The organism is Enterobacter cloacae complex sp. 372C4, assembly GCF_050030615.1.
Taxonomy (GTDB): domain Bacteria; phylum Pseudomonadota; class Gammaproteobacteria; order Enterobacterales; family Enterobacteriaceae; genus Enterobacter; species Enterobacter intestinihominis.
The window spans coordinates 205,079-216,682 of the sequence record NZ_JBLGUQ010000002.1 but is presented as its reverse complement, the minus strand read 5'-3'; the positions used below and the strand labels follow the sequence as shown (position 1 = coordinate 216,682).

Genomic DNA, 11,604 nt, shown 5'->3' with positions numbered 1-11,604 from the left:
TTATTTCTTCCCTTTCACCTTTCTGGGCTTTTCGTTTGCCTGTCTCCACTGCCATGGTGGGACAGGGTTGGTGTCTGCCCATAACCCTTTTGCCTCCTTTTGTGCTGCGGATTCATATTTGATATAGCCAGGGACAATGGCGTTATCTTCGAACCGATAAACCCACGCATATCCACTGTCCACCATAGAGGCATTGATATCATATCCATCTAACCAGATGGTACCTAACATACGGCCATAGATATCCGTACCATGGTCTATCACGGTAACGATTTTAGTTGCTATAGCTGTGGTTAAGGCCTGTTTTGCTTTTTGGCCAAAAGCCTGTTTAGATTCAGGAGCGTCTATACCATACATCCGTATTTTGATGGTTGTGTTTTGAGCATCCAACGCAGTTATGGTGTCACCGTCAACAATCTTAACCACCTTTGCCTCAAAAGTTGTTGAGTTCCCCCAGGACGCCACTGGGAATACAACAATCATGATGGGCAAAAGTAACTTTGTTAAAAAAAACATCATTTCACCTTGATTTGTTGAGTACAGACATGTATCCACAAGCCTATTTACAGGCAGTATTTTAACAAGTCATTATTTCATGGGCGGGCTTAAAACCAATCTTTTTGCAACTTAAAGGCAGAATAATCACAATAAATTTAGAACCTGAACCAAAAAATAATCCAAATTAAGCGTGTTAATCTATCTCAAAGATATTATTCCTGAGAGAGTTTGGATGAAACGTTACACTCATGATCTTGAGACAGACCTGAATGATGTGGATAAAACACCATCTCTGATCCACAAAACTTTGTTAACAGCTTCGACCATTTATGACCTGAAATATCTGGCTCAGGTATTAAATGATGAAAATGGCAGTAATTGGTCCCGTGCATCCCTTAAACGTCAGGTTACATGCATACCTGAGCATTGTGAGCTGAGTATCGCAGATGGACGCTATCTACAGACTTTAATACCTTCACGACCTGCTGATTATGAGGACAGGCACTTTAGCTTTATCGATCTGTTTGCAGGGATAGGTGGACTGCGAAGCGGATTTGATGCCATCGGTGGTAAATGTCTTTTCACGAGCGAATGGAATACTTATTCCAGCCGTACTTACCGGGCGAACTGGTATTGCGATGAGAACGAGCACCGCTTCAATTCAGACATCCGTGACATCACTCTTAGCAACCGGCCCGAGGTTACTGATGACGAGGCATACAAATTTATCGATGCCTCTATCCCGGATCATGATGTTCTTCTTGCGGGATTTCCATGCCAGCCATTCAGCATCGCCGGTGTCAGTAAAAAGAACTCTATGGGTCGCAAACACGGTTTCGAGTGCGACACTCAGGGTACGCTCTTCTTTGATGTGGCCAGGATCATCCGGGCAAAACAACCTGCAATTTTTGTTCTGGAAAACGTAAAAAATCTGAAGAGTCACGATAAGGGTAATACCTTTAACATCATCATGAAAACGCTCGATGAGCTTGGCTACGACGTCGCAAACAGCGAAAGCACGGGCGCGGATGATCCTAAAGTCATCGATGGCCGTCATTTCCGACCCCAGCACCGTGAACGTATCGTCCTTATTGGTTTTCGCCGCGACCTACGTCTGAAAGACGGTTTTACTCTGAGAGACATTAAAGACTTTTATCCGGACAAGCGCCCTTCTCTCTCAGATTTACTGGATCCGAGCGTAGATAGTAAATACATCCTCTCCCCTAAACTCTGGGAGTACTTATACAACTATGCAAAGAAACATGCGGCAAAAGGCAATGGTTTTGGTTTTGGACTAGTAGATCCTTCCAATGTTAATAGTGTCACCAGAACCCTCTCAAGCCGCTATATGAAAGACGGATCTGAAATTCTTATTGATCGGGGCTGGTCTCATGAACTGGGAGAAACTGATTTCCATAACACATACAACATGGACCGTCGGCCACGCATGCTAACGCCACGTGAATGCAGCAGGCTAATGGGCTTCGATAAACCCGGGGAAAGTGTTTTCCGTATCCCTGTGTCCAATACACAGGCTTACAGACAGTTTGGGAACTCCGTGGTCGTTGATGTCTTTGCGGCCGTCGCCAAACTGCTGAAGTCACGAATTGAATTTGCAGCCTCCCAGCGCTTGCGGCAGTTTTACGACGAAGTCAGCTGACCTGAGCTCCTTCATCAATTTAAATGCTTAAGATTGTTGTAATAATGTCAGAGGTCAACCATGACGTATTTCGAATCAGCTGAAGGTGAGACGGTATCTAAAGAACGAGCATTACAAGAACTGTCCAGGCATTGCGTTCCCGAAACAGATTTCGAAGAATTCTTTAGCGACATGGGCGTAAAGGAACAGTATGACGCTCAGGAAGTGTTGCTCTGGTTGGGATATTAAACTTCCTGTTTAGGAGACTACTATGAGCCAAAAATTCGCAGTGATGATTGCTTACGACGACGATCCAAACGTCAAAAGGTATTCACCTGACTTTCAAACGCAGGATGAGTTTGCTAAAGGGTGGCAGTCGGCTCTTAAAAAGGCACACCACACCTCAGGTCAAAAATCAGTCATCACCTGCGGATGTCGTGGAAAAGGAGAAAAGCGACTTTATGTTCGTGCTTTACCGAACGGTGATGCCTTTATTCTCGTCAAAGCCGCTAACACGGGCATTGAGCATGATCCTTCCTGTGTATTCTTCTCCCTTGATGCCCGGCATACCGGCCTGAAAGGATATGCGAGTGGTGTGGTCCGGATTACAACCGAAGGTGATATGGCTGTAAGGCTCGGTATCGGTATGACAGAGAAAGATCCTCCTGAAAAATCAGAAGTGCCTCCCCTGCCCCATGTTCAGCGACCAGAAGGAGGTCAGGCCTCAATGACCCTCCTGGGCTTGCTTAGTCTTTTGTGGACAGAGTCTGGTCTGAATGTCTGGTACCCGAAAATGGCAGGGAAACGTAACGATTCACTGGTACGGTATCGTCTGCTTGAAACCGCTAAACAAATTCGTACCGGCAGAGCCTGCATAGGTGACCATTTATTCATTGGTGTACCTGACCCGAAACAACCTGTCGCTCAGTCGCAAATTCAGCGTCTTTCATCACAGGCGATGAGTGATAAACGTCTCATGCTCCTGTCAGTTTTACCTCGCTACGATGCTGAAAAGCATGAGAAGCCACTTAAATTTTTACCCCTGCGGAATTTTGGGGGGCTACCGCTGATTTTTTTCAATTCAGAAGTCCATTGGGATAGCGTAAAGAAACGATTTTCATCGGAGTACGCAGCATGGAAATCCGGGGCGAAAATAGTTGTCTTTGCGTTGACGTCACCAGCTGCGGTAACCGGCAGAGGCCCTTCTGTAAGAGCTCATCAAATTGTGCTGATGCACGTTAGCGAGAACTGGATACCTCTGGACTCCTCCTATGAGGCGGTTGTTGCAGAAAAGCTGGATGCAGAGCACCGGCAGTACGTTAAGCCCATGCGTTATGATGCGAGTATTAGTGAGGTGTTCCCTGACTTCTACCTGCTCGACACAAAAAGCGATAAGCCGTTCCCGATGGAAGTATTTGGTATGGCCACTCCTGCTTATCTGGCCCGAAAGCAACTCAAAAAAGATTATTACAACCGTGAATATGGGCCTTATGGATGGTGGCACTGGGATGCGACCACAGCATCTGAAACTATGGTGCTGCCTCATTTTCCAGAATCACGCAAACCTCTTTCAACTGACACACCTGCTTAAAATGGAGAAAAAATGTCCTACATGCTTTCGCTAAGCGAACAGACAAAACTGAACGCTTTCCTGTCAGGGATCCTAGATGATTACAAGACTGGGGTTATCACTCAGATACAAGCTGTTGGTAGAATCGGTAACGTGTTTTCTGCTCTGGAAAGTGGAGACTCAAAAAAGGTAGTGCATTTGTTGACTGAAGGACGAAAACTCCTGCGGACGGGCTGAATGTCCGCAGAAGTTCTTATGTGCCAGGGGATGCAGAGAAGTGTATCAACCTGGCTTCATTTATCATGATGTTTTTCTGCTACGCGGCTGTTTTGACTTTCCAGTACCTCCCCCTGCCATTGCACCAGTTAATGTATCAATGGTGCCTTTCAGGGATTCTGAGATTGTTTTCTCCGCCTCCAGGGTAGCTTCCAGCTTCATTACTTTGGCCTGGAGCGTTTTGAGTTCATTGCTTTGTTCAGCCACTTCCGCTTCATAGCCCTGGCTGACCAAAGTTACTTTATTCAGGTCGGCGCTCAGCGACTCGTTTAGTTTATGGAGTTCAGTAAGTTCGGCATTCACCGCCACCAGGTCACCCTCTTTCCCGGACAGTGCACTTTTCAGCTCAGTACAAAGGTTCTGTGCAGCAATCAATTCCTGTTCAAACCTGTCCCTCTCTGCCTTTGTATCTGACACAGTCTGACTTAACTGGTCGCATTGTCTGGAAAGACCGGCGTTATCAGAACGCTGCGTGTTGATCTCTTCGTTCAGCTTTTTTTGATATTCAAGGTGACCAGCGATCTCTGTTTTACGTTCAGCCAGTTGCTGGGAGAGTGAGTCATTTGACTGCTGTGCGAGGCTCAATTCATGCCGTGTGCTATCTAACTGGTGATGGCAGGTTTCGAGTTCTGCTTCGGCAACATTCAGCCTTGTTTCTAACTCCTTGACGGTACTGTCCCGGATCTCTAATCGACCCTGTAGTGCCTGATTCTCAAGTTTCAGCTCATCCATATCGGTAGCGCTTTGCTCAAGCCGCTGTAACAGCTGCGTTACCTCCTCCTCCAGCTGCATGCTACGTGCTTCAGCTTTTTTAACACTATCATTCTGTATTGCGGTATAGCTTCTACGGTAGTGCCAGGTGATGTACGAGATAATATCGCCGAGTGCAACCTTTACCTCATCGGGTATATCCAGGTAACGGGCCTCTTCAGGAACCTCTTTAACATACTTCTGGTACTCCGCGAACATCTCCTGTGACCTTGCAAACGAGCCGCCAACAGCGTTTCTGAGCCAGTGAACTTTGAAGCTCAGATCGATATTTTCCGGGTTAATTTCTTTCTCTTTGCACAGACGTTCGATTGCATTGAAGTAATCGATCATCGCGATAGATGAGTACCTTGAACGACCCATTTCCTTTGATTTTTCAGTGGATTCGCTGCGGATGTCATTCTGCACCTCTGGCGGGGTAGCATCGTTCAGGCTTTTTTCTTTATCATTTTCAATCATCATTTTTTTCCTGCGGCCGGAAGCTGGTTTGCAAAATATATGCTGATAAGATCGTTCAGAGCATTCAGAAGCGAGATACTGTCGATGCAAATATGAACGTTTCCATTCTCAAACAGGCGACACCGCCAGCCATTCTCATCACTGACCTCGCCTGTGAATTCTGTATTTCTCATGGCCGTCAGCCTGTCGACCATACTCAGCCCACCGCCGGTTGCAGGTGTTGGAGTATCAGAACAGATGCATACAATATTCTCAAAGTCGCGTAAACAAAAGTGATTGTCCTGCGAGAAACCGTTGTACCTCAGCACGTTCACACCAGGAAAAATCCCCCGAAGAACAAGCTTTTTTGGCATTGTATATTGCCTGGCATTGCTTTTGAAACTTCGGTCAAGCTTGTTGAGAACATCAACGAAACCTTCTGCAAGGGTGTCTCGTCTGTTAGCCAGTGCATGCTGTAATGTTCCCTTAACAATCTCCAGGGAAGCGACGGGCGGATCCGTACGAAGGGATTCGTTAAAGGCTTCTTTTTGCTTATGGTTCCAGTACCGGTCCATACCTGTTTCTTCAAAGAGCCTTTTCCACGTTTTACGGTCAATTTCCTTACGCCCCTCCTCGATGGTGCGATCCAGTGACGACGGAAGACCAAATGCGTTGGGCTGCATAATTCTGCTGGTGAAGAGAGAGAGACCGCACAGTTCCGACGCTTCCGAGATTAACCGCATCCCTTCTTCGAATTTCTGCATGGCCATATCCCGGGCGCTGATGAGCTGCCCTGTCCGGCTCGCCGGTACTGGCTCAGAACCCTGGTTTTGAGTCATTTTACACTCCATTTTGGTATGTCAGAACATTTTGATTTGAGCAAAGGTAGGTGTACACAGACATTAAAGTTGTCTCCTTTAACATGAAAAAGACTTTAAAGTTGTCTACTTCTTCAGATAGACCTACTTAACAGGATACTAAGTAGGTCATCTCCTTTCTCGCGTAGCATCTCTCGACGTTCACAGCAGAGGACACGTTTCAAAATGTCATCCAAAATTTTTTTCCATTATCTGACGTTGGGTGATTTTGATGGTCAGCGAGTAGAGGCTTTAACAATGTGGGTTGCCCTGAGCAAAGTAAGGGAAGTAGATGTACCAGAAATGTACGCGTTGCCTTGCATGAAGGGGGGCATCTTAAAGCTCATTGATTAAACAAACTCACTATGCCGCTACAAACAGCCCAAAACCGTCACTTGATAACGTGTTATTTAGATAAATTAATGCTCAGGGCTTTTAGCCAAACTGTCACTTGATGTAAGAATCCAGAACCTTCAGCACAACGTCCAGGTCTTCTTCTCGTTTCTGTTCTTCACTTTCATGAACAATATGTTCAGTCAAATGTCCTTTAATCACTTCACGCAATAAACCATTCACGGCACCACGTATGGCGGCTATTTGTTGCAGTACAGCGGCACATTCGTGAGGTTCATCAAGCATTTTTTTCAGCGCAGCAACCTGCCCCTGGATCTTGCTTGTACGTGCTTTCAGTTTTTGTTTATCGCGGATGGTATGTGACATGTGGGCTCTCACTCTCCTGGATATTTTATGTAACTATACCAGCGTTATTCTACTGGGGGGTAGTATATTTTACTGGGGGGGAGTAGAATCCGGCCTACACTTAATAACCAAGAATGATTCTCATGAACGAATTTACGACACTTCTTCAGCAAGGCAACGCATGGTTTTTCATCCCCAGCGCCATTCTGCTTGGCGCGCTTCATGGACTGGAGCCCGGGCACTCCAAAACAATGATGGCAGCATTCATCATTGCTATAAAAGGCACCGTACGTCAGGCCGTGATGCTGGGTGTCGCGGCAACATTGTCGCACACTGCAGTCGTATGGCTGATTGCTTTTGGAGGGATGTATATCAGTAATAAATTTACCGCAGAATCAGCCGAACCCTGGCTACAGATGGTCTCTTCAGTGATCATCCTTGGTACGGCTTTTTGGATGTTCTGGCGAACCTGGAGCGGTGAGAAAAACTGGCTGGAGGGAATGCAGGAGAATGAACATCATCACCATGACGAAACAAGGTTGATCGATACTGGCCATGGAAAAGTTGAACTGTCCATTTTTGAAGAAGGACAACTTCCCCACTGGCGGCTACGCACTCTTAGTGGCCAAAGATGGGCTTCTGAAGATATCTCATTAACCACACTTCGGGAAAACAGTACGATCTCTCAGACTTTTGAATTTGTTGATCATGGTGATTATCTGGAGTCAACATCTCCCATCCCTGAGCCTCACAGTTTCAACGTACGTCTGTCTCTGGGACATCGTGGTCATGTCCATGACTATGATGTGGCGTTCGCTGAACACGACCATGACCATGACCACTCTGAGCTTGATGGGCTGGATGTGAATTCGAAAGAGTATCAGGACGCTCACGAACTGGCTCATGCCAATGACATAAAACGCCGCTTCGACGGGAAAGAAGTAACCAACGGGCAAATCCTGATATTTGGACTGACAGGAGGGCTTATCCCTTGCCCGGCAGCTATAACTGTATTGTTGATCTGCCTTCAGCTTAAAGCGCTTACGCTGGGTGCCACACTGGTTGTTTGTTTCAGTATCGGCCTGGCATTGACCCTCGTAACGGTTGGAGTGGGTGCGGCGATCAGCGTTCGTCAGGTCGCCAAACGCTGGAGTGGCTTCAATACCATCGCCAGAAGAGCCCCCTATATTTCAAGCGCCCTGATTGCTGCTGTTGGGATTTACATGGGTATACATGGCTGGAATGGGCTGGTGCATTAACACCGGTACTGATGACACACACTCTGGGTACTTACAAAGTACATCCTAAGCGCCACCGTTGAGGTTATGAGCAGAAAAACCCGGAATATAAAGCTGCTCTTTCCGGGACTTGTTGCTGAGGCAGGGATTAAGTAACTGATTAAATCCATTCCCATAAGACTCAATGATAAATGAAAGAATAAAAAAAACGCTCCCGGACGGGAGCGTAAGCCAGTGACTTCGGCGTCAAATGAGGGTCTAACAAGTGGAGCTGCGGGTTAATTCTGGGTGATCTGGCTGCGATGCTTTTCAGCCTGCTGCTGATGAATAACGGAAGACTGACCATTATTCGCCTTCTCGTGCACAACAGCGGCTTTTTCATGCTCGTTCATTTCTGAAAATGACGTTGCTGATTCGTTGGTGGCCCCTGGTTTGCCTTTCATCATTTTTTTATGCATCTCCGCCATGTCCTGGTGGGCAGAAGCGTTGCCGTTTTGCATCATTTCATGGGACATTGCAGCCTGATCGTGTCCGCTCATATCCATCATTGTCATACTGTCTCCCTGAACAGCGCTTTTTTCAGAGGTTGACTGCATCTGATGGGCGGGTGCCTGGGCATTATTTACCTGGTCATGCATGTTCATTGTCTCTGCAGCCATGGCGGATGAAGCGACAGCCATAATGGCAACAAATGATACAAGGATCTTTTTCATGGTTGGGTCTCCGGTGTTTTCATACCCAAACAATCAACGGCTTATAACAGAGAAAGCATTTGATCTCAGGGCGGGTTATTCATCACTCCAGGAACCAGGCGATTGCGTTATCACTCTGCTCCTGATTTATGTATGATTATAAAAAACCGCCTCTGTTTATCGCGTGACTGAATGATGACAATTTTGTCACCTTCCAGGTTTCTCCTGAAGAACGGGATTAATCCATTAACAGGCGCACACTGAACACAATTTCCCGCCCCTGCTGTTCTGCTGACAGCTCGCCGCCATGAGCATGAATGATCGACCTTGTAATTGATAATCCCAGCCCCGCGCCTTCCGTGTTGTGGACCCTTGATGAATCAGCTCGATAGAACCGATCAAACAAACGTTCCAGATTAGCGGGAACCTGGCCGGACATCGTATTCGTAATCATCACGTTCACACAGTCACTGTCACGCTCAAGGTGTATCGCTGTACAGGTGTTATCGGGAGAATACTTGATTGCATTGGAAAGCAGGTTACTGAAAGCACGTCGCAGCATATCGCTGTCTCCGGCAACAACGCCCTCTCCTTCAACGGTGATTGTCTTTCCTGTTTCGTCTGCCAGAGGCTCGAACAGCTCACGTAATTCATTCAGTTCGGCGGCCAGATCCACATCATGTTTATCCAGCTGCAGCAGACCATGCTCTGAACGTGCCAGAAAAAGCATATCACTGGTCATTCGTGACAACCTTTTCAGTTCTTCCAGGTAAGCGAATAAGATTTCGCGGTAATGCGAAACATCCCTTTCCTTAGCCAGTGCAAACTGCGTCTGCATCATCAGATTACTGACCGCTGTGCGCAGCTCATGCGCGATGTCAGACGAGAAATCTGACAGTTTCCGGAATGACCCCTCCAGGCGATCGAACATGTTATTGAACTCCTGCATGGTCTCAGAAATTTCCGGCGGAGCCAAATCGGGATTAAGACGCTGATCCAGGCTGTGTACGGTCATGGAGGAAGCCAGACTGGTCATTTCCCGTAGCGGTTTCAGACCAATACGTGTGGTCAGCCAGCCCAGAAAAACAGAAATAAAGACCAGACCGATATTGAACCAGAACAGCCAGGTACTGAGCTTATCCATAAACAGGGTGTGATACCCAGTATCCGTGGCAACCGTAATGATGACATGTTTGCTTTTACCCTGTTCCGGCGTCACGGCAACCCGCCGCGAGATACTGCGGTACACGGTGTTATTTTCTTCCGTCTGGATCATATAGTCGAGAATATCACCCGACTTATTAAGCAGGACCGCTGGAACAACAGAATTTTTGGCATAGAGTTCAACAATTTTTTCATTTTCCATGTTTTTTATAGAAATGAATAAACCATTGTGCCCTACCATCGCATCGTTTATTTTTTCTGATAATGACTTAATATCCGTTTTGTTCCGGGGTAATGACTCCAACTTATTGATAGTGTTTTATGTTCAGATAATGCCCGATGACTTTGTCATGCAGCTCCACCGATTTTGAGAACGACAGCGACTTCCGTCCCAGCCGTGCCAGGTGCTGCCTCAGATTCAGGTTATGCCGCTCAATTCGCTGCGTATATCGCTTGCTGATTACGTGCAGCTTTCCCTTCAGGCGGGATTCATACAGCGGCCAGCCATCCGTCATCCATATCACCACGTCAAAGGGTGACAGCAGGCTCATAAGACGCCCCAGCGTCGCCATCGTGCGTTCACCGAATACGTGCGCAACAACCGTCTTCCGGAGCCTGTCATACGCGTAAAACAGCCAGCGCTGGCGCGATTTAGCCCCGACGTATCCCCACTGTTCGTCCATTTCCGCGCAGACGATGACGTCACTGCCCGGCTGTATGCGCGAGGTTACCGACTGCGGCCTGAGTTTTTTAAATGGCGGAAAATCGTGTTGAGGCCAACGCCCATAATGCGGGCGGTTGCCCGGCATCCAACGCCATTCATGGCCATATCAATGATTTTCTGGTGCGTACCGGGTTGAGAAGCGGTGTAAGTGAACTGCAGTTGCCATGTTTTACGGCAGTGAGAGCAGAGATAGCGCTGATGTCCGGCAGTGCTTTTGCCGTTACGCACCACCCCGTCAGTAGCTGAACAGGAGGGACAGCTGATAGAAACAGAAGCCACTGGAGCACCTCAAAAACACCATCATACACTAAATCAGTAAGTTGGCAGCATCACCCCGCCCTGCCACTCATCGCAGTACTGTTGTAATTCATTAAGCATTCTGCCGACATGGAAGCCATCACAAACGGCATGATGAACCTGAATCGCCAGCGGCATCAGCACCTTGTCGCCTTGCGTATAATATTTGCCCATGGTGAAAACGGGGGCGAAGAAGTTGTCCATATTGGCCACGTTTAAATCAAAACTGGTGAAACTCACCCAGGGATTGGCTGAGACGAAAAACATATTCTCAATAAACCCTTTAGGGAAATAGGCCAGGTTTTCACCGTAACACGCCACATCTTGCGAATATATGTGTAGAAACTGCCGGAAATCGTCGTGGTATTCACTCCAGAGCGATGAAAACGTTTCAGTTTGCTCATGGAAAACGGTGTAACAAGGGTGAACACTATCCCATATCACCAGCTCACCGTCTTTCATTGCCATACGGAATTCCGGATGAGCATTCATCAGGCGGGCAAGAATGTGAATAAAGGCCGGATAAAACTTGTGCTTATTTTTCTTTACGGTCTTTAAAAAGGCCGTAATATCCAGCTGAACGGTCTGGTTATAGGTACATTGAGCAACTGACTGAAATGCCTCAAAATGTTCTTTACGATGCCATTGGGATATATCAACGGTGGTATATCCAGTGATTTTTTTCTCCATTTTAGCTTCCTTAGCTCCTGAAAATCTCGATAACTCAAAAAATACGCCCGGTAG

Annotated in this window: 13 protein-coding genes; 5 read left to right on the top strand and 8 right to left on the bottom strand. The window is 47.0% G+C overall.

Going from position 1 to position 11,604, the window contains the following annotated elements; translation table 11 throughout:
* Nucleotides 1-516, bottom strand: coding sequence for a thermonuclease family protein (locus tag ACQG11_RS24145; protein ID WP_031942328.1), 516 nt, complete (start codon nucleotides 514-516; stop codon nucleotides 1-3).
* Between the two features lie 214 nt (nucleotides 517-730).
* On the opposite strand from ACQG11_RS24145, the gene ACQG11_RS24140 reads away from it, so the two are divergent.
* Genes ACQG11_RS24140 through ACQG11_RS24130 form a run of 3 tightly spaced genes read left to right on the top strand, consistent with a single transcriptional unit; the run spans nucleotide 731 to nucleotide 3,728 of the window.
* Entirely contained in the window at nucleotides 731-2,158 is a 1,428-nt protein-coding gene (locus ACQG11_RS24140; RefSeq protein ID WP_000833382.1) for a DNA cytosine methyltransferase, read from the top strand.
* 60 nt (nucleotides 2,159-2,218) lie between these two features.
* Nucleotides 2,219-2,386 (top strand): hypothetical protein, encoded by a 168-nt coding sequence (locus ACQG11_RS24135; RefSeq protein ID WP_000220758.1) that lies wholly within the window; start codon nucleotides 2,219-2,221, stop codon nucleotides 2,384-2,386.
* A 22-nt stretch (nucleotides 2,387-2,408) separates the two neighbouring features.
* Nucleotides 2,409-3,728 carry a DUF1173 family protein gene (locus tag ACQG11_RS24130; protein ID WP_000078514.1) on the top strand — a complete coding sequence of 440 codons (1,320 nt, stop codon included), beginning with the start codon at nucleotides 2,409-2,411 and terminating at the stop codon, nucleotides 3,726-3,728.
* Nucleotides 3,729-4,007: 279 nt separating this feature from the next.
* On the opposite strand, the gene ACQG11_RS24125 is transcribed toward ACQG11_RS24130, so the two are convergent.
* Nucleotides 4,008-5,213, bottom strand: coding sequence for a hypothetical protein (locus ACQG11_RS24125; RefSeq protein WP_001572381.1), 1,206 nt, complete (start codon nucleotides 5,211-5,213; stop codon nucleotides 4,008-4,010).
* Complete coding sequence (locus ACQG11_RS24120; protein WP_000193209.1) at nucleotides 5,210-6,028, bottom strand: DUF4942 domain-containing protein; 819 nt, start codon at nucleotides 6,026-6,028, stop codon at nucleotides 5,210-5,212. Before ACQG11_RS24120 ends, ACQG11_RS24125 begins: the two co-directional genes overlap by 4 nt.
* A gap of 204 nt (nucleotides 6,029-6,232) precedes the next feature.
* Between ACQG11_RS24120 and ACQG11_RS24115 the strand changes: the two genes are divergently transcribed.
* Complete coding sequence (locus ACQG11_RS24115) at nucleotides 6,233-6,400, top strand: hypothetical protein (RefSeq protein ID WP_001572379.1); 168 nt, start codon at nucleotides 6,233-6,235, stop codon at nucleotides 6,398-6,400.
* Nucleotides 6,401-6,493: 93 nt separating this feature from the next.
* On the opposite strand, the gene rcnR is transcribed toward ACQG11_RS24115, so the two are convergent.
* Nucleotides 6,494-6,766, bottom strand: a complete 273-nt coding sequence (gene rcnR, locus ACQG11_RS24110) for a Ni(II)/Co(II)-binding transcriptional repressor RcnR (protein WP_000019951.1) — start codon at nucleotides 6,764-6,766, stop codon at nucleotides 6,494-6,496.
* Between the two features lie 122 nt (nucleotides 6,767-6,888).
* On the opposite strand from rcnR, the gene ACQG11_RS24105 reads away from it, so the two are divergent.
* Nucleotides 6,889-8,004: a nickel/cobalt efflux protein RcnA gene (locus ACQG11_RS24105; protein WP_001572377.1), complete on the top strand. Its 1,116-nt coding sequence runs from the start codon at nucleotides 6,889-6,891 to the stop codon at nucleotides 8,002-8,004.
* A gap of 257 nt (nucleotides 8,005-8,261) precedes the next feature.
* Here ACQG11_RS24105 and ACQG11_RS24100 read toward each other — a convergent pair whose 3' ends face one another.
* The 4 genes from ACQG11_RS24100 to catA all read right to left on the bottom strand — a co-directional run bounded on the left by ACQG11_RS24100 (nucleotide 8,262) and on the right by catA (nucleotide 11,550).
* The gene (locus ACQG11_RS24100) at nucleotides 8,262-8,696 is read right to left on the bottom strand and encodes a hypothetical protein (RefSeq protein WP_000723070.1); all 435 of its coding nucleotides are present in this window, start codon (nucleotides 8,694-8,696) and stop codon (nucleotides 8,262-8,264) included.
* 217 nt (nucleotides 8,697-8,913) lie between these two features.
* Nucleotides 8,914-10,152 (bottom strand): sensor histidine kinase, encoded by a 1,239-nt coding sequence (locus ACQG11_RS24095; RefSeq protein WP_077269371.1) that lies wholly within the window; start codon nucleotides 10,150-10,152, stop codon nucleotides 8,914-8,916.
* Nucleotides 10,145-10,842, bottom strand: a protein-coding gene (locus ACQG11_RS24090) for an IS1-like element IS1B family transposase (RefSeq protein ID WP_095033700.1) whose coding sequence is annotated in 2 segments (ribosomal slippage) — nucleotides 10,145-10,593 and nucleotides 10,593-10,842 — 699 coding nt in all. Because the reading frame shifts where the segments join, the coding sequence is not laid out codon by codon here. Before ACQG11_RS24090 ends, ACQG11_RS24095 begins: the two co-directional genes overlap by 8 nt.
* A gap of 33 nt (nucleotides 10,843-10,875) precedes the next feature.
* The gene (catA, locus tag ACQG11_RS24085) at nucleotides 10,876-11,550 is read right to left on the bottom strand and encodes a type A chloramphenicol O-acetyltransferase (protein ID WP_031942326.1); all 675 of its coding nucleotides are present in this window, start codon (nucleotides 11,548-11,550) and stop codon (nucleotides 10,876-10,878) included.
* Nucleotides 11,551-11,604: the final 54 nt, after the last annotated feature.